At 67.9% G+C, this 23,239-nt stretch carries 25 protein-coding genes and 1 tRNA gene; 18 read left to right on the forward strand and 8 right to left on the reverse strand.

Going from position 1 to position 23,239, the window contains the following annotated elements; translation table 11 throughout:
• Positions 1–30 precede the first annotated feature (30 nt).
• On the forward strand, positions 31–1,692 hold the full coding sequence (locus JOD62_RS09780; RefSeq protein ID WP_204939104.1) for a SulP family inorganic anion transporter: 1,662 nt from the start codon (positions 31–33) through the stop codon (positions 1,690–1,692).
• A gap of 51 nt (positions 1,693–1,743) precedes the next feature.
• A complete protein-coding gene (locus tag JOD62_RS09785; protein WP_204939105.1) occupies positions 1,744–2,067 on the forward strand; it encodes a hypothetical protein in 324 nt (107 codons plus the stop codon).
• Here JOD62_RS09785 and JOD62_RS09790 read toward each other — a convergent pair.
• A complete protein-coding gene (locus tag JOD62_RS09790; RefSeq protein ID WP_204939106.1) occupies positions 2,056–2,715 on the reverse strand; it encodes an alpha/beta hydrolase in 660 nt (219 codons plus the stop codon). The two genes, JOD62_RS09785 and JOD62_RS09790, sit on opposite strands and share 12 nt — an antisense overlap.
• A 95-nt stretch (positions 2,716–2,810) precedes the next feature.
• On the opposite strand from JOD62_RS09790, the gene JOD62_RS09795 reads away from it, so the two are divergent.
• On the forward strand, positions 2,811–3,413 hold the full coding sequence (locus tag JOD62_RS09795; RefSeq protein WP_204939107.1) for an NUDIX hydrolase family protein: 603 nt from the start codon (positions 2,811–2,813) through the stop codon (positions 3,411–3,413).
• An 18-nt stretch (positions 3,414–3,431) separates the two neighbouring features.
• Here the strand turns inward: JOD62_RS09795 and JOD62_RS09800 are convergent, their stop codons facing one another.
• Positions 3,432–4,496, reverse strand: coding sequence for a threonine aldolase family protein (locus tag JOD62_RS09800; protein WP_204939108.1), 1,065 nt, complete (start codon positions 4,494–4,496; stop codon positions 3,432–3,434).
• A gap of 97 nt (positions 4,497–4,593) precedes the next feature.
• Here JOD62_RS09800 and JOD62_RS09805 point away from each other — a divergent pair, with 97 nt between their 5' ends.
• Together JOD62_RS09805 and JOD62_RS09810 are read left to right on the forward strand one after the other, a co-directional pair.
• Complete coding sequence (locus JOD62_RS09805) at positions 4,594–6,069, forward strand: MFS transporter (RefSeq protein WP_407666008.1); 1,476 nt, start codon at positions 4,594–4,596, stop codon at positions 6,067–6,069.
• On the forward strand, positions 6,066–6,659 hold the full coding sequence (locus JOD62_RS09810; protein ID WP_204939109.1) for a hypothetical protein: 594 nt from the start codon (positions 6,066–6,068) through the stop codon (positions 6,657–6,659). The genes JOD62_RS09805 and JOD62_RS09810 overlap by 4 nt, the downstream gene beginning before the upstream one ends.
• 49 nt (positions 6,660–6,708) lie before the next feature.
• Here the strand turns inward: JOD62_RS09810 and JOD62_RS09815 are convergent, their stop codons facing one another.
• Together JOD62_RS09815 and JOD62_RS09820 are read right to left on the reverse strand one after the other, a co-directional pair.
• Positions 6,709–7,488, reverse strand: a complete 780-nt coding sequence (locus JOD62_RS09815) for an ABC transporter permease (protein ID WP_204939110.1) — start codon at positions 7,486–7,488, stop codon at positions 6,709–6,711.
• Positions 7,485–8,540: an ABC transporter ATP-binding protein gene (locus JOD62_RS09820; RefSeq protein ID WP_204939111.1), complete on the reverse strand. Its 1,056-nt coding sequence runs from the start codon at positions 8,538–8,540 to the stop codon at positions 7,485–7,487. The genes JOD62_RS09815 and JOD62_RS09820 overlap by 4 nt, the downstream gene beginning before the upstream one ends.
• A 61-nt stretch (positions 8,541–8,601) precedes the next feature.
• On the opposite strand from JOD62_RS09820, the gene JOD62_RS09825 reads away from it, so the two are divergent.
• From JOD62_RS09825 to JOD62_RS09840, 4 genes are all read left to right on the forward strand, one after another.
• Positions 8,602–9,630 (forward strand): helix-turn-helix transcriptional regulator, encoded by a 1,029-nt coding sequence (locus tag JOD62_RS09825; RefSeq protein ID WP_204939112.1) that lies wholly within the window; start codon positions 8,602–8,604, stop codon positions 9,628–9,630.
• Between the two features lie 35 nt (positions 9,631–9,665).
• A tRNA-Met gene (locus tag JOD62_RS09830) sits at positions 9,666–9,738 on the forward strand.
• A gap of 36 nt (positions 9,739–9,774) precedes the next feature.
• Entirely contained in the window at positions 9,775–10,332 is a 558-nt protein-coding gene (locus tag JOD62_RS09835; protein ID WP_204939113.1) for a DUF6578 domain-containing protein, read from the forward strand.
• A 36-nt stretch (positions 10,333–10,368) separates the two neighbouring features.
• Positions 10,369–10,659 carry a DUF4287 domain-containing protein gene (locus tag JOD62_RS09840; protein ID WP_204939114.1) on the forward strand — a complete coding sequence of 97 codons (291 nt, stop codon included), beginning with the start codon at positions 10,369–10,371 and terminating at the stop codon, positions 10,657–10,659.
• Here JOD62_RS09840 and JOD62_RS09845 read toward each other — a convergent pair.
• Both JOD62_RS09845 and JOD62_RS09850 read right to left on the reverse strand, forming a co-directional pair.
• Positions 10,656–11,297, reverse strand: coding sequence for an SDR family NAD(P)-dependent oxidoreductase (locus tag JOD62_RS09845; protein ID WP_204939115.1), 642 nt, complete (start codon positions 11,295–11,297; stop codon positions 10,656–10,658). The two genes, JOD62_RS09840 and JOD62_RS09845, sit on opposite strands and share 4 nt — an antisense overlap.
• 126 nt (positions 11,298–11,423) lie before the next feature.
• A complete protein-coding gene (locus tag JOD62_RS09850; protein ID WP_204939116.1) occupies positions 11,424–12,851 on the reverse strand; it encodes a DUF6421 family protein in 1,428 nt (475 codons plus the stop codon).
• Positions 12,852–12,922: 71 nt separating this feature from the next.
• Here JOD62_RS09850 and JOD62_RS09855 point away from each other — a divergent pair, with 71 nt between their 5' ends.
• The 3 genes from JOD62_RS09855 (at position 12,923) to JOD62_RS09865 (ending at position 15,882) form a co-directional block, all read left to right on the forward strand.
• Positions 12,923–13,375, forward strand: coding sequence for an Lrp/AsnC family transcriptional regulator (locus JOD62_RS09855; RefSeq protein WP_204939117.1), 453 nt, complete (start codon positions 12,923–12,925; stop codon positions 13,373–13,375).
• A gap of 56 nt (positions 13,376–13,431) precedes the next feature.
• Positions 13,432–14,760, forward strand: coding sequence for an aminotransferase class I/II-fold pyridoxal phosphate-dependent enzyme (locus JOD62_RS09860; protein ID WP_204939118.1), 1,329 nt, complete (start codon positions 13,432–13,434; stop codon positions 14,758–14,760).
• 165 nt (positions 14,761–14,925) lie between these two features.
• Positions 14,926–15,882, forward strand: a complete 957-nt coding sequence (locus tag JOD62_RS09865) for a 1,4-dihydroxy-2-naphthoate polyprenyltransferase (RefSeq protein WP_204939119.1) — start codon at positions 14,926–14,928, stop codon at positions 15,880–15,882.
• Between the two features lie 3 nt (positions 15,883–15,885).
• Here JOD62_RS09865 and JOD62_RS09870 read toward each other — a convergent pair whose 3' ends face one another.
• Positions 15,886–16,158: a DUF4229 domain-containing protein gene (locus JOD62_RS09870; protein WP_204939120.1), complete on the reverse strand. Its 273-nt coding sequence runs from the start codon at positions 16,156–16,158 to the stop codon at positions 15,886–15,888.
• 113 nt (positions 16,159–16,271) lie between these two features.
• Here JOD62_RS09870 and JOD62_RS09875 point away from each other — a divergent pair, with 113 nt between their 5' ends.
• The 3 genes from JOD62_RS09875 to JOD62_RS09885 are packed head-to-tail and all read left to right on the forward strand — an operon-like array spanning position 16,272 to position 19,221.
• On the forward strand, positions 16,272–16,634 hold the full coding sequence (locus JOD62_RS09875) for a PLD nuclease N-terminal domain-containing protein (RefSeq protein ID WP_204939121.1): 363 nt from the start codon (positions 16,272–16,274) through the stop codon (positions 16,632–16,634).
• A gap of 26 nt (positions 16,635–16,660) precedes the next feature.
• Positions 16,661–18,322: a 2-succinyl-5-enolpyruvyl-6-hydroxy-3-cyclohexene-1-carboxylic-acid synthase gene (gene menD, locus JOD62_RS09880; RefSeq protein WP_204939122.1), complete on the forward strand. Its 1,662-nt coding sequence runs from the start codon at positions 16,661–16,663 to the stop codon at positions 18,320–18,322.
• Between the two features lie 38 nt (positions 18,323–18,360).
• On the forward strand, positions 18,361–19,221 hold the full coding sequence (locus JOD62_RS09885; RefSeq protein ID WP_204939123.1) for a polyphosphate kinase 2 family protein: 861 nt from the start codon (positions 18,361–18,363) through the stop codon (positions 19,219–19,221).
• A 13-nt stretch (positions 19,222–19,234) separates the two neighbouring features.
• Here the strand turns inward: JOD62_RS09885 and JOD62_RS09890 are convergent, their stop codons facing one another.
• On the reverse strand, positions 19,235–20,503 hold the full coding sequence (locus JOD62_RS09890) for an isochorismate synthase (RefSeq protein ID WP_204939124.1): 1,269 nt from the start codon (positions 20,501–20,503) through the stop codon (positions 19,235–19,237).
• A 585-nt stretch (positions 20,504–21,088) separates the two neighbouring features.
• Between JOD62_RS09890 and JOD62_RS09895 the strand changes: the two genes are divergently transcribed.
• From JOD62_RS09895 to JOD62_RS09905, 3 genes are all read left to right on the forward strand, one after another.
• Complete coding sequence (locus tag JOD62_RS09895) at positions 21,089–21,283, forward strand: hypothetical protein (protein WP_204939125.1); 195 nt, start codon at positions 21,089–21,091, stop codon at positions 21,281–21,283.
• A 622-nt stretch (positions 21,284–21,905) separates the two neighbouring features.
• The gene (locus tag JOD62_RS09900; protein WP_271171503.1) at positions 21,906–22,484 is read left to right on the forward strand and encodes a hypothetical protein; all 579 of its coding nucleotides are present in this window, start codon (positions 21,906–21,908) and stop codon (positions 22,482–22,484) included.
• The gene (locus JOD62_RS09905) at positions 22,481–23,218 is read left to right on the forward strand and encodes a class I SAM-dependent methyltransferase (protein ID WP_407666009.1); all 738 of its coding nucleotides are present in this window, start codon (positions 22,481–22,483) and stop codon (positions 23,216–23,218) included. The genes JOD62_RS09900 and JOD62_RS09905 overlap by 4 nt, the downstream gene beginning before the upstream one ends.
• Positions 23,219–23,239 lie beyond the last annotated feature (21 nt).

Raw genomic sequence — 23,239 nt, forward strand, 5'->3', positions numbered from 1 at the left:
CGTCCCTGGGTGCCAGAAGGAGGATGATCGATGCGGCGACCGCTCGCGGGGCTGACCCGCCACAATGTCCTGCGTGAGGCGCTCTCCGGCGTGACTCTGCTGGCGATCTCGGTGCCGCTGAACATCGGCTACGCCCAGATCGCGGGACTTCCTGTGACCGCAGGACTCTACGCACTCGTCGTGCCGACGCTCGTCTACGCGCTTCTCGTCTCGTCCCGGCAACTGGTGGCCTCACCGGACGCGGCCGCCGCGGCACTCGTCTTCTCGTCTCTCACGGGCCTCGGCATCGCCGGAGCGGACTTCCCGACGATGGCGGCCGCGCAGGCGATCATCTGCGGGCTCGCCCTGTTGTTCGCGTCCTGGCTGAAGCTCGGCTTCCTCGCCAACTTCCTGTCGAAGCCGATCCTCGTGGGGTTCGTCGCGGGGCTCGCGCTCGAAGTCCTGCTCAGTCAGATCGCGAAGATGCTCGGCATCAGCCTCGAGAGCGGTGGCGAGTTCTTCGAGAACATCGCGTCGCTCATCACTCGTCTGGGCGAGACATCCGCGCTTTCGGCGGTGATGGCACTCGCGGCCCTCGCCCTGCTGCTGGCGGGAAGACGGTTCGCGCCGAAGATTCCCGCAGCGCTCGTCGTGCTCATCGTCGCAACCGTCGTCACGGTCGCCTTCGGGCTGGACGAGCGCGGGGTGGCCGTGCTGGGCTCGGTGCCGGCGGGACCGCCCCGGTTCGACCTGCCCTCGCTCTCGCTCTCGCAGTGGATGGCAATCATCCCCTCTGCGCTGGCGCTCGCGCTGATCACGATGGCGGAGGGAGTGCTCGTGTCGCGCTCGTACGCCGATCTGCGCGGCTACCGGGTCAACGCTGATCGCGACCTTGCCGCATTCGGCGCAGCGAACGTCGCCGCCGGACTGTCCCTCTCGTTCGCCGTGGGCTCTTCGACCTCGCGGACCGCGGCGATGGATCAGCTCGGCTCGCGCACGCAGCTGCCCAGCATCGTCCTTGCGCTCGGATCTCTGCTCCTGCTGCTCTTCGGGACGGGCCTGCTCGAGGGGATTCCCTCCCCGGTGATCGGGGCGGTCGTGGCGGTCGCCGTGATCCGGCTCCTCGGCGTCGCGGAGCTGCGCCAGATCGCAAGGCAGTCCCGATATGAGGCAGCGATCGGCGGCGCGTGCGTGCTGGGCGTGCTGATCCTCGGCCCGATCGGCGGGCTGCTGCTGGCGTTCGTCCTCTCACTCGTCAACCTCGTGCGTCGTGCGGCGCATCCGGAGGTGGGGGCACTCTCGATCCCCGCGGATCCGGATGCTTCGCTCACGGACGTCACCGAGGACGCGCAGCCGGATGAGGCAGGAACTCTCGTCGTCCGTTTCGCGGCTCCGCTGTTCTTCGGGAACGGCGCCACCCTCGCCGGATACCTTGACGACGCCACCCGAGACAGCGATGGCCGTATCCGCACCGTCGTTCTCGATGCCGAGGCCATCACGGATGTCGACGTGACCGGGGCTGCGGCGCTGCGTCGGGCGATGGACGCGCTCGAGGCCAGGGGTATCGGGTTCAGCCTGTCGCGACTTCGGCCAGAGCTCCGCGCGCGGTTCGCTCGATTCGGGCTGCTGGATGAGGGCGTGGGGGAGTTCGCCACGACCCGTGAGGCCGTTCGGGTGCTGCGCGAGCGGTACGGGCCGCCCAGAGACAGCTGACTCCGCCACGCGACGGATGCGTGCATGCCCAACCGGCTCTAGCGTGGACGTATGGCACGCGATGAGATGAGCAGACACGAGGCGAAGCAGCGCATGAGCTGGGGCGTGGGCATCGCGCTCGGCATGGGCGTCGGAGTCGCCATGGGCGTCGCCACGAAAAACATGGGGGTCGGCATCGGAGTGGGCATCGCGATCGGTCTCGTCTTCGCGATCGCGGTCAACGGGGCACCGCGCCGGCCGAAGGCGCAGCCGGGAGATGCGACACCGTCTGATGACGCGCCGTCTGATGACGCGCCGTCGGATGACGCGACGCCGTCGGATGCCGCGCCGTCGGATGCTCCGCCGAGGACGGAGAATTCCGACTCAGACCGGTAAGTCCTCCGGGCGATCCCGCCATTTCGTGAGGAACACGTGCACGTCGTCGAGTTCATCTTCGGAGATGCTGTGAGTGAGCCCGGGGTAGACCCGACCCGAGAGCTCGCTGTGGTCGGGAAGCCACTGCGCCGTGTGCGCGATGAGCGCCGCCGGGATGACGTCGTCGTGTGAACCGCGCCCCCAGAAGACGGCGGGCTTCCGCTCCCGCAGTGCGGCGTCGCCGTCGAGGGCGCCAGGCGTCGCGTACCCGCTCAGCGCGACGACCGCGCCGAAGCGCTCGGGGGCCAGTCGCAACGCCTGCAACGACACCGCGGCGCCCTGTGAGAATCCCAGCAGGGCGACGCGCGACGCATCCGGAGCCTCGGCATCGAGCCAGTCGAGAACCGCCTGCGCAGCTGCCGTGACATCGGATGACGAACGACCGTTCAAGCCTTCGATCGGGTACCAGGAGCGCCCGGGCATGGGCCACGGCGGGGTCAGCGGAGCGGCGACGGATGCCACGGCGATGTCGGACGGGAGGTATCGGACGAGCCCGAACAGGTCGTTCTCATCGGCCCCGTATCCATGCAGGAGCACGAGCAGCGGAGCATCCGGGCCGCGGCCCGACCATCGGGTCGCCGACGCATCGAGCACAAGTGGAACAGTCACGATCCCATCCTGCCAGCGGCTGCCGACATCGACGTTCTCACAGAGTTTCTGCGCCCGCTCCTGTGTTCGTGGGCTTGCCCTGGTAGAACTGACACATGGCGGTACGCACACCAGATCCCGATCCGTCCGACTCCGGCGACGAGCTTCCCGAGTTCGGCAGCGACGGCGTCTCCGACGCCAGCAACCCGGGTTGGCTCAGCGAGTTCGAGCTCGCCGAGGCCCGTCGACGACTGCCCATGCTGTACGTCGAGGCCGTCCCGGTGCGCACGGACGGATCCGGGCAGGTGACCGATATCGGCATCCTGCTGCGGGCGACCCCGTTGGGTGAGATGAAGCGGACGATCGTGTCGGGGCGCGTGCGATTCGGTGAGACCGTGCGTGATGCGCTCTTCCGCCACCTCGAGAACGACCTCGGACCGATGGCCTTCCCGCTGCTTCCGGCATCGCCCGCCCCGTTCACGGTCGCCGAGTATTTCCCGCTTCCCGGAGTCAGCGCGTTCCACGACGACCGCCAGCACGCGGTGTCACTCGCGTTCATCGTGCCGGTCACCGGCACCTGCGAGCCACGGCAGGACGCGCTCGAGGTCACCTGGTTCTCGCCGGAGGAAGCGGTGTCGGATGCGCTCGCCGCAGAGATGGAGGGCGGCCGCGGTGCGCTCGTGCGTCAGGCGGTCGCGCACCTCGGCCTCATCCGCTGACAGCGGACGTCGCGACGCTCAGGCCGTGAGGCGCGCCACTTCGGCGACGAGCGCATCGATGTCGGACTCCTGCGTGTCGAAGCTGCACATCCAGCGCACCTCGTTGCGTGCGGCATCCCAGTCGTAGAAGCGGAACTTCTCGCGCAGCGCATCCGCGACGCCGTCGGGGAGTGTGGCGAAGACGCCGTTGGACTGCGTGGCCTGCGTGAAGCCGACGCCGTTGATCGTGCCGGCGGCGATGCCCTCTTCGAGCTCGCGGCGCAGGCGTGCGGCCATGGCATTCGCGTGGCTCGCGTTGCGCAGCCAGAGGTCGCCCTCGAGCAGAGCGATGAGCTGGGCCGAGACGAAGCGCATCTTCGACGCGAGCTGCATGTTGAACTTGCGCGAGTAGCGCAGACCGTCGGATGCCTCGGGATTGAGGACCACGATCGCCTCGCCGAGCATCGCGCCGTTCTTCGTGCCGCCGTAGCTGAGAACGTCGACGCCCGCGTCGGTGGTGACGGCGCGCAGCGGCAGGTCGAGCGCGGCGGCGGCGTTGGAGAGGCGCGCACCGTCGAGGTGCAGCTTCATGCCCCGCTCGTGCGCGTGATCCGCCAGGGCGCGGATCTCATCGACCGTGTAGAGAGTGCCGAGTTCGGTGGACTGCGTGATCGAGACGACGAGCGGCTGAGCGCGGTGCTCGTCGCCCCAGCCCCAGGCCTCCTGATCGACGAGCTCGGGCGTGAGCTTGCCGTCATCAGTGGGAACGTTGAGAATCTTGAAGGCGCCGATGCGCTCGGGGGCGCCGCCCTCGTCGACGTTGATGTGTGCGGTGGACGCGGCGATCACCGCGCCCCAGCGGGGGAGCATCGACTGAATGCCGGTGACATTGGCCCCGGTGCCGTTGAAGACGGGGAAGGCCTCGGCGTCCTCGCCGAAGTGCTGCTGGAAGACCTCCTGCAGTCGGGCCGTGTAGACGTCGCCGCCGTAAGCGCCCTGGTGGCCGTCATTGGCCGCCGCGATCGCCGCGAGCACCTCGGGGTGGATGCCGGAGTAGTTGTCTGATGCGAAGCCTCGTAGGCCGCTGTCATGCAGTGGGGTCACCAGATCAGCCTAGTTCGGGATGCTGACATCCGGCCTCGTTCGCCGTGCGCGGCATCCGCCACTATCCAATGTCCGAACCCCGAACTACCCTTTTCCTGTGAACCAGGACGCACCGCATCCGTCCGCAGGTGAGGCTTCGCTTCCCCCTGCGGTGTCCACAGGCACGCACTCGATGCGCAGCTTCATCCAGGTGCTCATCAACACGGCGGTCGCCAACCTGACGACGAGCTTCCTCTGGTTCGGTCTGACGTTCTGGGTGTACCTCGAGACCGAGAACGTGATGGCGACCGGCATCGTCGGCGGTGCCTACATGCTGCTGATCGCGCTCTTCGCGATGGTGTTCGGCACCTTCGTCGATCGCCATCGCAAGCGGGCCGTCTTCGTACTGTCGAGTGCGGTGACGGCCGTCGCGTTCGTGCTCGCACTGCTGCTGTACTTCTGGCAGCCCGAATCTGCACTCCTCGATTTCGGCGGTCCGTGGTTCTGGCTGTTCGCGGGTGTCATCCTGCTCGGGGCGGTCGTCGAGCAGATGCGCAACATCGCCCTGTCGACGACGGTCACGCTGCTGGTTCCCGTCGAACGTCATGCGAACGCGAACGGGCTGGTCGGCACGGTGCAGGGCGTCGCCTTCATCGCGACGAGTGTGTTCAGCGGTCTCTCGATCGGCTTCCTGGGGATGCAGGGCACGCTTCTCATCGCGGTCGCGCTCACGGTGGTCTCGCTCGTGCACATCCTGTTCGTACAGATCCCCGAGAAGTCGCCGGAGGTCGATCCGGACGCTCCGTCCGCTCTGGACTTCCGAGGAAGCGTCTCTGCGATCCGTGCTGTGCCGGGCCTCTTCGTGCTGCTGTTCTTCGCGATGTTCAACAACTTCATCGGCGGCGTGTACATGGCGCTCATGGACCCCTACGGTCTTGAGCTCATGCCCGTGCAGTGGTGGGGAATCGTGTTCGGGGTCGCGTCGACAGGTTTCGTGATCGGCGGCATCGTGGTCGCCGCTCGCGGACTCGGACGCAATCCGATCCGCACGATGCTCTCACTCGTGATGGTCATGGGCGTGCTGGGCGCGCTTTTCACGATCCGTGACTGGTGGTGGGTCTACGCCCTCGGCATCTGGGTGTACATGATGCTGATCCCCGCAATCGAGGCGGCCGAGCAGACCGTGATCCAGAAGGCGGTTCCCTACGAGCGTCAGGGGCGCGTATTCGGTCTCGCATCCGCGATGGAGGCGTCCGCTGCGCCCGTCACGGCCTTCCTGATCGCGCCGCTCGCGCAGTACGTGATCATCCCGCATGTGGAGTCTCCTGCGGGAGTCGCCCAGTGGTCCTGGCTGGTCGGCGAGGGCGACGCCCGCGGTATCGCGGTCATCTTCTTCTTCGCTGGACTGGCGACGATCGCGCTGGGCGCGATCGCCTTCACGACGAAGGCGTATCGACGCTTGAGTGCACTGTTCGTGGAAGAGAAGCAGGCGGATTCCCAGCATGAGGGTCGCCCGGTGGGCTCACCCGAGCCGGTCGCTACCCACTCCGTTCAGGCCGCGGACGAGGACGGTCCCGATATATTGTCCAGGTGAAGATTCGATACGTAACCGCTCTTGCACTCGGCTCCCTGCTGGTTCTGACGGGCTGCGCCGCTCAGGCGCCGCAGCGCCCCGCAGATCCAGACGGGGCTACCGATGCCGTCGCCGCTTCCGAGGGCGATGCGACCTCCGGGGCATCCGCCCTGGCATCGATCACCAGTTGCGACCAGGTCGCAGATGCCGTCGCCCCGTTCATCGAGAACCTCGTTCCCATGGAAGACAACGCCGTCGACGAGTGGGGTGTGACCTGCTCGTGGGAGGCTGCGGAAGACGAGACCGACTTCGCCAACAACCGTTCCGTCGAGGTGGGCATCGCTCCCAACGAGTCCGGCACGCCGATGCCAGATCCGTCGCTCGTCACGGCGATGGACGGCGGGGCGCTCATCGAAGACGCCTGGGTGTCCGACAACGACGGCGTCGCCTTCTCGCTGACCATGGGCATCGCCGTCGCCGGGGTTACCGCGACGACGGTCTGGTTCCCCGGCTTCCAGGCGAACATCACCGGCGGCACCTGGGGCGACTACCCGGCGCTGGACGGCCCCGCCGCCGTCCAGATCGTGAAGACCCTGCTCCCGAACCCCTAGTCCGCGAGTGTGCCCCTCCACTGTCAGAGGGGCACACTCCGCATCATTGTCAGCTGCTGCGGCGGATCGCCCGCACGCCGACGATGAGGCCCACGGCCGCGACCGCCACTGCCGCGAGCCATCCCCACAGCACCGTGATGTCGGCGAGGTCTCCTGCGAACAGTGCGCGTTCGGCCTGCACGATCCAGTTGACCGGATTGACGGCGGCGACTCCGCGCATCCACTCAGGCGCGGCGTCCAGAGGCAGCAGCATCCCCGAGAGGATCAGCAAGGGGAAGATCAGCATCTGCTGCACGCCCCAGAACAGCCATTCGCGCTCTTTCGAGGCGATCGCCAGCGCGTAGGACAGTGAGCCGAGCCCGATGCCGAACACCGCCAGCAGCGCCAGGCCGATCACGAGTCCGAGCGGGTTGACCGCGAATCCGAATGTCCAGGCGATCGCCACGATCACGAGTGCCTGGATCACGATCGGCGCGACCTCCTTGAGCGCACGACCCGTGAGCAGCGAGGAGCGGGCGAGAGGGGCGACCAGCGTGCGCTCGTGCGAGCCGGTCATCATCTCGTACTGCAGGTTCGAGCCCGTGGCACCGGTGCCGAAGAGCACGATCATGACGAGCACCCCGGGGACGAACCAGGCGAGGGTCTCCGCGGGCGGCTCTCCTGAGCTTCCGATCAGCAGCGGTCCGAAAAGCCCCAGGAAGACGAGCGGCTGCAGAAGGCTGAAGATCATCGTGAACGGATCGCGCAGCACCGGCTTGAGCTCGCGGGTGAGGACGTTCCTGGTATCGCGCAGCAGGTGCGGACGCACGAGCGTGTCGGGGGTGGTCATGAGCGGACTCCTGTCTCGGTGATGGCAGCGGGGACGGTGATGGTCGTGGCGTCGGATGCCGAATCGACGGGCGCGGCATCGCCGCCCTCGCCCGCCTCCCGCAGCGTGCGTCCAGTGAGGGCGAGGAAGACGTCATCGAGAGTCGGCGGAACGCCGGTCGCGCGAACGACGCGGACATCCGCGGCATCCAGTTCCCGCAGCACGACGGGCAGCAGACGGGCTCCGTCCTGCGCCGTCAGCGACAATGACGTCCCGTCGATCGTGATCTCGCCAGGGGTGAGGCGGCTCACGATGGTGTGTGCGTGCGCGGCCTCCGCCGCATCCGCGAAGCCGAACGTCAGCACGTCGCCGGCGAGCTGCGCCTTCAGCGCTGCGGCGTCGTCGTCGGCGATGATGCGGCCGCGATCCATGACCATGACTCGTTCGGCGTAGCGGTCGGCCTCTTCGAGATAGTGCGTCGTGAGGAACACGGTCGTGCCGTGTTGCGCGCGCAGCGTGAGGATGTGCTCCCACAGGTTGGCGCGGCTCTGCGGGTCGAGGCCTGTCGAGGGCTCGTCGAGGAAGAGCAGGGGAGGAGCGTGCATGAGTCCCAGCGCCACGTCGAGTCGTCGCTTCTGCCCTCCGCTCAACTGCTGCACCGATCGCGTCGCGAACGATCCGAGATCCAGGGACTCGATGAGCTCGTTCGCGCGGCGAATGCTGTCGCGTTTCGACATTCCGTAGAACGCGCCCTGGCTGAGCAGTTCATCTCGCACGCGCTGCGAGAAGCTTCCGCTGGTGAGCTGGCCGACATACCCGATCCGTGCGCGCACGCCCGCAGCATTCGTGCGGATGTCGTGGCCGACAACCCGTGCGGAACCGGACGTCGGCGGGATCAGCGTCGTGAGCATGCGTAGGCTCGTCGACTTCCCGGCGCCGTTCGGGCCCAGGAAGGCGACGAGCTCGCCACGTGCGGCCGTGAAGGTCAGGTCGCTTACCGCGGCGACCTGCGCCTTCTTGACGGTGAAGACCTTGCTCAGGCCTTCGGTCTCGATGATGGGTTCGTGTGTCATGCCGCGAGCGTAGAAAACGATGCGGACAGATCCTGTCCTGGATGCATGAGAATCTTGGAACATGTCCGACACCACGTCACGCGCCCTCGCACTGCTCAACCTGCTGCAGACGCACCGGCACTGGCCGGGCGGTGAGCTGGCCGCACGGCTCGGAGTCACCGAGCGCACGGTGCGCCGCGACGTGGATCGTCTGCGCGAGCTCGGTTACCGCGTCGAGTCGACGCCGGGGTCCGCGGGCGGATACCGGCTCGAAGCCGGCAGCGCGCTGCCGCCCCTTCTGCTGACGGACGATGAAGCCGTCACGATGGCGATCGGTCTGCGGGTGGCGGCGACCCAGCAGTTGTCGGGCGGAGCGGATCTCACGCTCACGGCCCTCGCGAAACTCGAGCAGGTGCTTCCCCCGGCGCTGCGCCAGCGGGTGCACGCGCTCGCCGCATCGATCCAGACAACACCGGGGATGGGGGTGGCGATCACGGTTTCCCCGGCGGTCCTCGGTGAACTTGCCCTCGCGACGCGGGACACCGAGCGCTTGCGCCTCCGCTATGTCGACGCGGAGGGGCGGGAGAGCATCCGCCGGGTCGAGCCGCACGCACTGGCTCCCGCGGGGCGCAAGTGGTTCGTGCTGTGCTGGGACCTCGATCGTGACGACTGGCGCACCTTCCGCGTGGACCGGATCGAGTCGGTCGAGCATACGCGCGTGCTGTTCAGCCGCCACGAGATCAGCGCTGAGGAGGTCGACGAGCTCATCGCCGTCGCGGCATCCTGGACGCCACAGAAGGTCGAAGCCGATGCGGTCATGGAGCTTCCGCTCGCCGAGGTGCAGGCGCAGTTCGGTCCATGGGCGCAGGGCGCGACCGCAGAGGATGTCGGGCACACGCGGTGGCCCTTCGGCGGCGCCGACTGGCGGGAGGCGATGTACGGGATGCTCTGGATCCCCGAGGGCGTGGAGTACACGACGACATTCCCCGAGCCCGAGCGTGCCGCGTTGAGAGAGGCGCTGGGGCGGATGCTGCGCGCCCTTGACGCTCCGGCTCCTCGCGATCCGCAGTCATCCGCGGACGCATTGGGATATCCCAGGCAACACACCTAGCCGCCGAAGTCACGGCCCGGTAACGTCGGGGTCATCGCGGCGATCCGGGCGGTCCCGGGCCTCAGTTCATACCTGCGGGCGTTGCGGGTTCGACTCCCGCCGTCGCGTCTACCTCGCAGTGACGGGCTCCGCTAGCCTGAGCGCATGACACGCGTCTGGCTGTCCGGATGGGAGTGGGAGTGCTGTGGCGATCCCTTCGCCGTCGGCGATTTGGTGGATTTCGGCATCCAGTCGCGTACCGTCGACGCATTCCTCATCGACGCCCTCGGAGTTGAGCTCGCAGCCACCGTGGACGCGGCGGAGTCACACCACGAAGAGGAGTACACCGATCACGTGCGCGGACGCGTCGCGGCGGTCCACGCCGTCACGCAGGATTCCATTCAACGCTGGTCGCTGCGGCGACCCGGACACGGGGCACCGCCGGATGCGGTCATGCCGCCGGACGGCGAGCAGTGGCCATTGAACGGACTGAGTCTCGGCAACGGTGTGTTCGTGGGGTCCCGACCGACCCGCTACATCTCCGAAAACGTCCCGGTCCCGAACTCGGCGGCGCTCGTCTCCGTCCGCGGTGTACGCCTCCCCGGCGAACGCGAAGACGATACGCCTGTCGATCGCACGGGCGACCCTCCGCCGGAGCGCCTCATCCGCACGCAGCCCGGATGGCTCGTCGATGTCGACGAACAGGCTGTCGCCGGGCAATAGACTGACCCGCACGGTCCCCGACGATCAGGAGCATCCATGTCCTTCCAGGCGTATCTCGACAAGGCAGAAGAGCAGACCGGTCTCACGCCGCGCCAGTTCATCGCGCTCGCGAAGGAGCAGGGGTTCGACGAGAACACGAAGTCGTCGGTCGTGCTCAACTGGCTCAAGCAGGAGCACGGCCTCGGGCACGGTCACGCGCAGGCGATGGTGCACGTGATCCTGAAGGGGCCCAAGATCAGCAGCAAGCACGTCGGCACCGGTGGCACGCACAGCGATGCCTCCGACACGCTGTGGCTCGATGGCAAGGCGAGCAACCCGAACGGCTAGCTCAGGTCGCGCACGCCGTCGTTGAGCTCGGCGGCATCCTTCGTCCAGAGGTCAAGGAAAGCCGGTGTCAGAACCGAGGCATCGAGCGCCTTCACGCGGAAGATGACGGATGCTGCGCGCAGCGGCGCTCCGGAGTCTCGGGCGGTCTTCGCGAAGCCGTGTGCGACGGCACGCGCCCACGCTTCCGCCGCGGCCTTGACCGCTGCATAGTTCGCGCCACCGGCGAGCGGACGCGCGACGGCCGTCGACGAGACGATCGCGAAGCGACCGGCATCCGATTCCTGCAGTGCCGCGTCGAAGGCGCGACTCGTCGCACGCACCGCCTCCAGCGAGGGGAGGAGCGCCGCAAAGTCGGCATCCGACTGTCCAGCCAATCCGCCGCCTCCGCGCCAGCCGCCGACAAGTGGCAGGACGCCGTCCACCTGGTCGAGGCGCTCAGCGAGCGACTGCATGTCCGAGAGCGACGTCCCATCCGCGACCTCGACCTGCGCACCGGCCGCCTGCAACGGTTCGAGGCGCTCGGCCGATCGGCCCGTCGCGACCACGCGTGCGCCGGCCGCGATCAGCGTCGTTGCAAGAGTGAGACCCGCGGCGCTCGTGGCACCGGCGAGGACGATGGTTCGTTCGCTGACAGTCATGATTCCCACCTTCGCGGATCGGAGCGGGTTCTGCGACCGCACACGGCGGGACACCCCGCACTGTGCGGCCGCAGAACCCTCGCGTCCCCAGCTGCTGCGTGCCGCGACGCGGCCGCAGCAGGTCTCTCAGTCGTCGCTGCCGCGAATGCCGGCGGTCGACTCGATGACCGGCTTCATCTTCTTGTCGAGTGCTTCGAAGAACATCGACAGAGGGAACTCGTCGTCGAGCACCGCATCCGTGTAGCCCTTCGGGGGCCCCGCGAGGACCTCGTCCGACAGGCCCCGCGCCCACACCGACGCGGGGTGCGGGGTCACCGTGGCGCGCACGAGGTCGTACGCCGCCAGCCAGTGAGCCGTCTTCGGGCGGTCGATCGAACGCCAGTACAGGTCGTCGATCGCCTCTCCCAGAGCGACGACCGCGTCGGGCACGCCGTCCCAGTCGAAGGCGAGGGCCGTGTCGGTCCAGTGCAGCACGCCGCGCTGGTGCAGCCAGGCGAAGAGCAGCTGTCCGCCGAGGCCGTCGTAGTTGCGCACGCGTGAGCCGGTGATCGCGAAGCGGAAGATGCGGTCGAAGATCACCGCGTACTGCACGAGTCCCGCGTGGTCGAGTGTCTCGCGCTCGATCTCCGTGAGGTCGTCGCGCGCGGCGAGCGCCCGCTCGATCTTCACCGATTCGCGGAACGCGGTCAGGTCGCAGCGCAGCTCCTCCAGAGAGTAGAGGAAGTACGGCATGCGCTGCTTGATCATGAACGGATCGAACGGCAGGTCGCCGCGCATGTGCGTGCGGTCGTGAATGATGTCCCACATCACGAACGTCTTCTCGGTCAGATCCTGATCGTCGAGCATCGCCGCGGCACGCTCGGGCAGGTCGAGCTTGGTGATCTCGGACGCCGCGCGCACGACCCGGCGGTACCGCGCCGCCTCCCGGTCCTGGAAGATCGCACCCCACGTGAACGTGGGAATCTCGCGCATGGCGACGGTCTCCGGAAAAAGTACGGCGGAGTTCGTGTCATATCCGGGCGTGAAATCGATCAGGCGCAGTGAGACGAAGAGCTTGTTGCCGTAGTCGCCGGCCTCAAGTTCCGCGATGAACTCCGGCCAGATGGCCTGCACGATGAGCGCCTCGACGAGCCGCTGGTTCGAGCCGTTCTGCGTGTACATCGGGAAGACCACGAGGTGGCGGATGCCATCGACGCGGTGCTGTTGCGGCTGAAATGCGACGAGCGAGTCGTAGAAGTCGGGAACGCCGAATCCTTCCGCCACCCAGCGATCGAAGTCGACGATGGATGCGTTCAGATAGGCGGAATCATGCGGAAAAGCGGGTGCCAGCGCGCGGATGCCCGCGGTGAGAGCGGCGACGAGTTCCGTCGCGGCCGGGTGCAGCGCAGCATCCGGGATCGACCCGTCTGCGCTCTGCAGGTCACGAAGGGCAACGGCGGCACTCTTGAGCTGCGCCCACGCGCTAGTGTTCTCGGCAGTGGACGCGTCTTCGACGACCTCGGGTTCGCCGATGACGGACGGTGCGACAACATTGTTCGCGGTGGTGGGGGACATCAGTGCCTCCGATCGTGAAGTCTGCAGGAAATATTCCTGCGGTTGACGTTTTCTATGGATAATCTTACGGCATGGTGGATTCTGTAGACCGGGCGATCCTCACCGAGATCTCCCGCGAGGGGCGTGCAACGCTCGCCCAGCTCGCCGACGCTGTCGGCCTGTCGATCTCCGCAGTGCAGTCACGGCTGCGACGGCTGGAGACCCGGGGCGTGATCTCCGGGTACCGGGCGATCCTCGACCCCGAGCAGGTGGGAACACCTCTCTCGGCCTTCATCGAGATCACCCCCCTCGACCCGGCCCAGCCCGACAACGCCCCCGAGCTCCTGCAGCACCTCGAAGCGATCGAGGCCTGCCACTCCATCGCCGGCGACGCCAGCTACATGCTGTTCGTGCGGGTCGCCTCGCCACGCGCTCTGGAAGAGCTCATCCGCGACATCCGCCTGGCAGCCTCCGTGAGCACCCGATCGACGGTCGTGCTGCAGACGTACTACGAGCACCGGCCGATCGTTCCGCTGGACGCGTAGGTTCGCGGTCTCCGCGCCAATAGGCTGGAGCGATACAGCGCACGGAGAGGAGCCGCATGATCACGGGCACCACGGCGAACGAGATCGCCGAGAGCGTCCGCCAGCAGATCGATGCCGGCATCCTTCATCCGGGCGACCCCCTGCCGCCGGTCCGCGCGCTCGCCGAACAGCTCAGCGTCAACCGCAACACGGTGTCCTCCGCGTACCTGGCGCTCGCGCGCGCCGGCGCCGTCATCAGCCGTGGGCGCGCAGGAACCATCGTCGCCGGAGCGCCCGTGCTCACGGAGGAGGAGGGCTTCGCGCCCGAGACGGTGCTGCGCGATCTCGGCAGCGGCAACCCCGATCCCGACCTCCTGCCCCTCCCTGTGCTCGCGGAGGTCGACCTGCGCACGCCCGCGCTCTACGGCGATGCCTTGATCGACGCGGATCTGCGTGAGTGGGCGACGGCGTGGATGCGGCAGGCGCAGCCCCGAGAGTTCGAGCTCACGGTCACGTCCGGCGCGGTGGACGCGATGGAGCGTCTGCTCGCGCAGTCGCTGACCCAGGGCGATGTGCTCGGCCTGGAAGACCCGTGCTTCCTCTCCAGCATCAACACGGTGAAGCTCGGGGGCTACCGGCCGATCGGCATCCCGCTCGACGACGAGGGCATGACCGTCGAGGGGCTTGCCGCGGCGCTCGACGCCGGCGCTCGAACGATCGTGTGCACACCGCGGGCGCACAACCCCACGGGGATCAGCCTGTCCGCGCGTCGTGCCGCGGCTCTGCGCGACCTGCTCGTGGGCGTGCCGCACGTGCTCATCATCGAGGACGACCACTACTCGCTGCTCGCGCGGACCCCGTATCACTCGATCATCCCGGAGGGGCATCCGCGCTGGGCGCTCGTGCGGTCGATGTCGAAGTTCCTCGGTCCGGACCTGCGCCTCGCGTTGCTCGCGAGCGACCCCGACACCGCGCAGCAGCTGCGCACTCGCCTGTCGCCCGGTACGACGTGGGTCAGCCGCATCCTGCAGCGGGTGGCCGTCGGGATGCTCGATCACGAGGCGACGGCCGACAATCTCGCCAAGGCGAGCGCGCACTATGCGGAGCGCAACGAGGCACTGCGGGTGCTGTTGCGAGAGCGCGGCATCGCTGAGCGCGGGGATGACGGTCTCAACGTGTGGGTCGAGTGCGGCACGGATGCGCGGGCCGTCTCGGAGTCCATGATGCGGCGCGGCTGGCTCGTCCGCACGGGAGGTGTGTTCCGCCTCGACGGTGACGAGTCCGCTCCCGAGCTGCGCATCACCGCGCACACCCTCGACGATGCCGAGATGCGCACCTTCGCCGACGACCTCGCGGCTTCGATCGCCGAAGCCCGCATCGCCGTCGCGAACCGGAGTCGGCGCTAGCCGCTCCTAGTGCCCTCACGCAACGGAGGAGTTCTCCCGGATCGGAGGAGGTCCTCGGCGTAGGACTCCTCCGATCAGGGAGTTCTCCTCCGCATACCCCGCCCCGCGCCCACACCCGCCCTCGCGCTGGCTTCTCCGCATCGGCGCCAGAACTAGGCTGGTGCCGTGGCATCCTCGAAGCGCTCCTCCCGTCCCTCGCCCGTCCGCCGTTCCGGCAACCCGGCGAAGAAGCCGATCATCGCGGCGGGCCCCGTGACCGTCGGCGACTGGATCGGCGCCGCGCGTCCTCGCACGCTGCCGCTCGCGATCGCCCCGGTGCTTATCGGCACGGGTGCCGCGATCGTCGCGACGGGAGTGTTCCACTGGGTCATCGCGCTGGCGTGCCTTGCCGTCTCGGTGCTGCTGCAGATCGGCGTGAACTTCACGAACGACTACAGCGACGGCATCCGAGGAACAGACGCGCACCGCGTCGGCCCTGCCCGCTTGACCGCTTCCGGTCGTGTGCCGGCGCGCACCGTGCTCGTCGTGGGGCTGTCGTTCTTCGCCCTGGCCGCACTCGCGGGCCTGGCGATCGTCATCCGCACGCAGCAATGGTGGATGCTGGCGGTCGGTGCCGTCGCGATCATCGCGGCGTGGTTCTACACCGGCGGCAAGCGCCCCTACGGCTATGCGGGTCTGGGGGAGCTCTTCGTCTTCGTCTTCTTCGGACTCGTCGCAACGCTCGGAACCACCTGGGTGCAGGCTTTCTCGCTGCCGCAGGAGTCGTGGGCGGGGGCGATCGCCGCGGGACTCTTCGCGTGCGCCGTGCTGCTCGCGAACAATCTGCGCGACATCGACCAGGATCGCGCCGCGGGCAAGCGCACGCTCACCGTGCGCATCGGAAAGCGTGCGACGCAGGTGCTGTTCACCGTGTTCGCGCTCGTGCCTTTCCTGATCGCCGCGTGGCTGGCACTGTTCTACCCGATCGCCTGGCTGTCGCTGCTCGTGCTTCTCGCGGTCATCCCCGCGGTCATCATCATCTGGACCGCGCGCACGGCGAAGGAGCTCATCCTCGTGCTCGCGCTCACTTCCGTCAGCTCTCTGCTCTATGCAGGGATGCTGTTCTGGGCGTTCGTCGGCTGAGGCCTACGCGGCAGGGTCTGCGCCGTCTTCCGCCTCTTCATCCGAGGCTTCGTCGCGCTGACGGTTCTGACGTCGGCGGTAGATCTCGGTGGAGGCGCCGGCGAGGGGCGCGCGCAGGAAGAGCAGCGAGATGCTGATGCCGATGAGCGCCGCGAAGAGCGCCGCCAGCCACCAGAACTCGCGGAAGATCGGGAAGAAGAACCAGAGGATCCCGAGCGGAACGAGGAAGGCGAGCAGCCGCAGCACGGAATACACAAGGAGGGGCGGAAGCTTCACCCCTCCAGTCTAGGTGGGCACATTAGCCCTCAGCTGTGCGTGGGACGGAGGGCGGATGCTGGGGGTTCGCCGCATCCGAGGTCGCGGCGCGGGAACCTGCCTAGACTGGGAAAATGGCACGTTTACTTGTCGTTGGCGGTTTCCTCGCGGCGATCTTCTGGATCTACAGCGTCGTGGACTGCGCGCTGCAGCCTGCCACACGCCACCGGGGCGTGTCGAAGGGCGTGTGGGTCGCGATCGTGCTCCTCATTCCCGTGCTCGGGGGCATTCTCTGGTTCGTCCTCGGCCGTTCGCGCCCGGGGCAGAGCCCGCGCGGTGACCTGTATGTGCCGCTCGACGACGACCCGACGCATCTGCGTCGCATCAGCGAGGCCGAACAGGACCGTCGCATCCGCCAGCTGGAGGAAGAGCTCGCTCGTCTGGACCAGGAGGGCGATGCGCCCGAGGCCGGAACAGGCACGGGCGAACGCTCGTGACGGCGACGGATGCTGCGACGCCGTCCATGTCCGCCGCAGTGGCGCTGTTCGCGGAACTCGTCGCGCAGGGCGTGGAGCACGTGGTGCTCTCACCGGGGTCGCGTTCGCAGGCGCTGGCGCTGACGGCGGTCGCGCTGGAGAAGCAGGGCCGCCTGCGGGTGCACGTGCGCATCGACGAGCGGGTGGCGGGATTCACCGCTCTCGGCCTTGCGCGCGAGACGGGAAGACCCGCGGTGGTCATCTGCACGTCGGGCACCGCGGCCGCGAACCTGCTGCCCGCCGCCATGGAGGCCTTCCACGCCGGGGTGCCGCTGCTTCTGCTCACGGCGGATCGCCCGCCCGAACTGCGGGGGATCGGTGCCAACCAGGCGACGATCCAGCCCGGCATGTTCGCCGCGTGGGTGCGGTACGAGCTCGATGCCCCTGTCCTCGGTGAGGGAGGCTTCGAGGTCTTCTCCCGCATCGCCGCACACGCCGTCGCGGCGTCGCTCGGCGCGTCGGGTATCGAGGTCGATGGGCTCTCCGGCGTCGCCGGCCCCGTGCACCTGAACCTTCCGTTCCGGGAGCCGCTGTCGGGAGCTGTCGTCACGACGTCCATCCCGGATGCCCCGCCCCCCGCGGCCGTCGAGCCCGAGGCGTTCCTCCTTACGCGCGGTCCGCGCACCGTCGTCATCGCGGGTGCAGACGCCGGCCCGGACGCGGAAGAGATCGCGCATCAGGGCGGTTGGCCGCTGATCGCCGAGGTCGTCAGCGGGGCGCGCTTCGGTCGCCACCTCGTGCACGGCTATCGTGCCCTGCTGCGAGAGCCTGTCCTGGGCGGACGCATCGAGCGGGTCGTCGTGCTGGGGCATCCCACGCTCAGCCGTGAGGTCCCCGCGCTCCTGCGCCGCACCGATGTCGAGGTCATCGCCGTCCGCTGCGGTGGTGAGGCGCTCGACTTCAACGGCGCCACGCGCGCTGTCGACGCCGTCACGGTTGAAGCCGGAGCATCCGATCGGGAATGGCTGGGGGAGTGGATGCGGGCATCCGCCGCGTCCGCCGTCGACCTGGACGCCCCGGCGCGCGACGTCGAGGGGCTGTCCTCGTTCGACCGCGCGGAACGGCTCAGCGCCGTGAAGGCAGAGCTCCAGGCCGTGCGGCGTCCCCTCGATCGTGAACTCCTCGTCGACTCGCTCTGGCGGGCCACGTGGCCGCACGACCGCCTGGTGTTCGGATCCTCGCGCCTCGTTCGTGTCGCCGATGCCGTGCTCGGCGGCAAGCGGGTGCCCGTGCACGCGAACAGGGGCCTGGCCGGGATCGACGGCACGGTCGCGACCGCGACCGGCATTGCGATCGCAAGCCAGGCCGCGGGTGGTGCGGGCGTCACGCGCGTGCTCCTCGGCGACCTCGCGTTCCTGCACGACGTGGGTGCGCTGCTGCTTCCGCCAGATGAGGCAGAACCCCGCCTGCAGGTCGTCGTCGGCAACGATGGTGGCGGAACGATCTTCGACGGACTCGAAGTCGCGGCGACCGCCGACCGCGACGACCTCGATCGTGCCTTCTACACGCCGCACACCGCCCGGCTCGAGCATCTCGCGCTGGCCTACGGGTGGGAGTATCAGCGCGTCACGACCCGATCGGCACTCGACCAGGCGCTCACCTCTCCGGTCGGAGGGCGCCAGCTGATCGAGGTCCCGCTCGCACGGTAGGCATTCCCCACAGGGCTGCACTGCGGCAGGATGTTCGCATGAGCACAGACCACTCCGGTTGGAAGGCCGCCGCATCCGAGGTTCTCCGCGTGGGGCCGGACTTCCGTCTCGGCGCGGTCGACCCAGAGACGACTCCGGGCTATGAGGGCGGCAAGGCCCGCGGGGCCGCGGATCTCGCGGGAGGGATCGGCCAGCTCAGCGAACTGCAGGAACGTCTCTTCGCCGAGAGCCGCGTCGGCGTGGCGAAGGACTCCGTGCTTCTCGTGCTCCAGGCGATGGACTCCGCAGGCAAGGGCGGCATCGTCCGTCACGTCGTCGGGGGCGTGGATCCGCAGGGAGTCCACCTGACCGCCTTCAAGGCGCCCACGGCGGAGGAGCGCGCGCACGACTTCCTCTGGCGCATCGAGAAGCGGCTTCCCGAGCACGGTTTCATCGGCGTCTTCGACCGCTCGCACTACGAGGACGTGCTCATCGGCCGGGTCCGCCAGCTCGCCCCGCCGGAGGAGATCGAACGCCGCTACGACGCCATCAACGCGTTCGAGGCCGAGATCGCGGCATCCGGAACCCGCATCATCAAGGTGATGCTGCACATCTCGCGACATGAGCAGAAGAAGCGCCTCAGTGAGCGTCTGGAACGTCCGGACAAGCACTGGAAGTACAACCCGGGCGACGTCGACGAGCGACTGCTCTGGGACGACTACATGGCGGCGTTCCAGACCGTGTTCGAGCGCACCTCCACGGCGGCGGCACCCTGGTACGTGGTACCGGCGAACTCCAAGTGGTACGCGCGTCTCGCTGTGCAGGAGCTGCTGTTGGAGACGCTCACCGCGATCGATCCGCAATGGCCCGCGGCAGACTACGACGTCGAGGCTGAGAAGAAGCGGCTCGCCGCGAGCTGACGGTGCGGATGCCTCAGGCGAGCGCGTCGACGATGGGGCGGAACTTCACGCGGGTTTCGAGCAGCTCGGATTCCGGGTCGCTGCCGGTGACGATCCCTGCGCCCGCGTAGGCCGTGACCGCGATTGGCCCGCTGCCCGTGCCGCGCACGTGTCCGCGTTCGAACTGTGCGCAGCGCAGCGCGATCGCCCACTCGCCGTTTCCGGCGGCGTCGACCCAGCCGACCGGGCCGGCGTAGCGCTCGCGGTCGAACGGCTCCAAGCGGCGGATCGCCGCGATCGCGGCCGGAGTAGGGGAGCCGGCGACGGCAGCGGTGGGATGCAGCGCGCCGACCAGATCAAGGGAGGTCGCGCCGTCCGACAACTCGCCCTCGACATCGGTCGCGAGGTGGAAGAGGTTCGGCAGCTTCAGCAGGAACGGCTGTTCACTCGACGCGAGCGCGCGCGTGTGCGGGCGCAGCTCGGTGAGCACGCTCTGCACCGCGTACTGGTGCTCATCGAGGTCCTTCTCGCTGGAGGCGAGAGCGGCGGATGCGGCGACGTCAGCGTCAGCATCCGCCCCGCGCGCCGTCGTGCCGGCCAGCACCCGCGCGGTGACCGTTCCGTTCTGCGCCGTGACGAGCGTCTCGGGGCTCGCACCCATCAGACCGTCGACCGCGAACGCCCAGGTGTCGGGGTACTCGCTCGAGAGCGCGCGGACGAGCCGGCGCAGATCAGCGCCCTCGGGAACCGTGCCGGTGAGGTCTCGTGCCAGCACGACCTTGCTGACCTCGCCCGCCGCGATCGCATCGAGTCCTGCACGGACGCTGTCTTCATAGCCCTGCGCGGTCTGCGCGCCGGGGCCGAGCGTTCCCGCCCAGTGCGGCCCGTACTCGCGAGGTTCGGCGATCGCATCGGGAACATCGTCGTTGCCGCGGATCGTGGTGATCCACGAGCGCCCCTGTGCGCGACCGATGATCGCGGACGGCACGATGAGGACGCTCGCGGCAGCGGATGCGTCGTCAAAGACCAGGGTGCTGAAGGCGACGAGCCCCGTGCCTGGAAGCCCGACCGGGTCGTCGATGTCGGCCTGGGCGGCGATCTGCTGCCAGCCGGACGACATGATCGCGGCGTGCGGCTCGTCGAAGCCGCCTGCGATGCGCAGGTGGGTCTGCATTCCCGCACCGACGGCGACGATGCCGTCGCCGCGACGCAGCCACGCGAGGGGGGTCGTCGGGTCGGCATAGGCGAGAAGATCTTCGACCGGATCGATCTCGCGCGTCACCACGGAAAGGCGGAAGGGCATCACCTGCCCAGCTTAGGCCGCGGGCCTGCACCGCACCGCCGAGCGGGCACTAGGCTCGCCCCGTGACTTCTTCGCTCCCGGTTCCCGGAACCCCGATGATCATGCAATGACGGAAAGACAAGTCAGAGGGTAAGCGCTCCGCTTCGAACCGGCATTTTTGCACTCGACCACCCTGGCGACAGGCCGCGACACGCCGAAATGCTGTTTCCACAGAAAATGCTCGTCGGAAGGCCTCCGTTTCACACAGCCTGTTGATGGGAGTCGTTCACGCCCTGTGGCTACAGGCGGTGACTGCCGTCTCCGGGTGGGACCGCCTGTGGAAGAAACGGTGGAGAACCTGTGGTGTACCAGTGGAGAGCGGTGGAAAACTACACGGATGTAACTACTACCCCTTGTAGTCCCGGTGGATGTCGGTCCCCATATGTAGTATTGGACCACCGGGTAGACACGGAGACGCCCCTCAGACCTTGCCGGGTCGGAGGGGCGCAAGATTCCTAGTAGGGGAATTTCTCCAAGGTACGCGCGGGAACGACGTTCACCAAACGGTTGGGCGTGTCCTACAAAATCCTTTGGAGGATTTGCAGCATGAGTACTAACAGCAACAATCAGCTCCGTTCGGGGCAGATCGCAAAACAGTCGGGTCAGTACGGGGTCGTCGGTCCTCGTGGTGGTGCAACCGGTCGGGAAGTCACCGTCACGAAGGGCGAGCCGATGCCGCCGACACCGAAGCCGAACATGGGCTTCAAGCTCGTTGACGCGACGAAGCACGGGAAGCGCTGATGGTTACCTTCCTTTTCGACACGAACGGGGAAGGTGTCGCCTTTCGGCGCACTCCCGATGACCGATTTCTCTGGGACAAGGACGGGAACTGGGTTGGGTGGTTCCCGTGGGGCGATGCCGACGCCGTGGATCAGCAGGGTAACTACCTCGGCACGGTGGTAGGTAACCGACTCCTCGCCCGAGAGAATCCGCCTTACCGTGGTTATCCGGGCTACCCGGGTTACCCGGGATACGCCGGATATCCCGGGTATCCGGGCTATGCCGGTTATGGCGGATATCGGTCTGGCTTTCGAGACGTGAGTGCCGGACGCCTGAAGGGCTAGCGAGAACGGGGCTGACAGCGCATGCTGTCAGCCCCGTTGTCATGTCGCCGGTACCCAGTCCCCGCCACCCCACGATAGATTCCACGCGTGTTGCTTTCACGTCCGAGGGGAGGTCGTCCCATCGCGCGGCGGCGCGGGATTTGTTCACGGGCGCATCGTTGTCGGCGTAGGTTTAGACCAAGGACCGCTCCCGGGCCTCAGCTAGGACCTCGCAGCGCGCAATTGCGTTGTCGATGCCCTCGACGTGATCGAGAAACTGACGGACATTTATGGCTGCGCGACCTGACGTAGGGTCTCCTGTGATCTTCCAGTGGCGCAAGTGGGACGACTCCGTGCACTGGAGGCACGAGTGCGTGTATCTCGGGTCCGATGAGTGGGGCGACTGGGTCGGTCAGCCCGTCGGCTGGCACAGCGCGCGGCCCGGGGTGGAGATGGACGCGGAGTGCCTGAACGTCACGCTGATCCCGCCGATCGGCGAGTACGCGATGACGGTGAATCGGGACCACCCTCGTGGCCTGCGCGTCTACATCGATCTGGCGTGGGATGTGCACTGGGGTGCGCCCGCCGGTGCCGAGAACGCGGATGCGGCGGCAGGGCTTCCCCTCATCACGGGAATCGACATGGATCTCGACGTCGTGCGTCGCTTCGACACGCAGGGCGCGTACCCGTCGGGAACCTACGTGGATGACCGCGACGAGTGGGAGGAGCACCAGCAGAAGTTCGGCTATCCCGAAGATGTCATCGAGGTGCTGGAGGAGCTCACCGCAGAACTCGAAGAGGCCGTGCGCGAACAGTACGAGCCGTTCGACGACGCCACTGCGGACGCTTGGCTCGACCGCCTTGAGGCGCTGAACCTGCCGCCTAGACTGGAAGCGTGACCCCCGAAAGCGAAGCCAATCGCGCCGACCTCGGCAAGGACCCTGATCGCGTCAGCAGAATGTTCGACCAGGTGGCGGCGGGGTATGACCGCACGAACTCCGCGATGACGGTCGGCAACGACGCGCTCTGGCGTGCGGCCACCACCCGCGCGGTCGCGCCGAAGCGCGGGGAGCGCATCCTCGACCTGGGGGCGGGCACGGCATCGTCGTCGGCGTCCTTCGCGGCGAGTGGCGCCGAAGTGGTGGCCGCAGATTTCTCGCCGGGCATGCTCGCCGAGGGCAAGCGTCGCCACGGGCATCTGCCTAACCTCAGCTTCGTGCAGGCGGACGCCACGAATCTTCCCTTCGAAGACAACGAGTTCGACGCGGTCTCGATGTCGTACGCGCTGCGCAACGTGCAGGATCCGAAGAAGGCCCTCAGGGAGCTGTACCGCGTGACCAAGCCCGGGGGGCGTCTCGTGATCAACGAGTTCTCGACTCCGCCCAGCGCCCTCGTGCGCGGCTTCTACCGCTTCTACAACAGCCAGGTGCTGCCCCGCGTCGCCCGGGTCGCGGGCACCAACGGCGGCGCCTATGACTACCTGAACGAGTCGATCCGCGACTGGCCCGACCAGAGGCGCCTGGCCGCATGGATTCGCGAGGCCGGATGGTCGAACGTCGCGTACCGCAACCTCTCCTTCGGGATGGTCGCGCTGCACCGTGCGACGAAGCCCGCGAAGTCCAGCGGATCCTGACCGTTCGCCCGAATCTGCCGC

Origin of the sequence: Microbacterium keratanolyticum (genome assembly GCF_016907255.1) — a bacterium.
Lineage (GTDB): Bacteria > Actinomycetota > Actinomycetes > Actinomycetales > Microbacteriaceae > Microbacterium > Microbacterium keratanolyticum.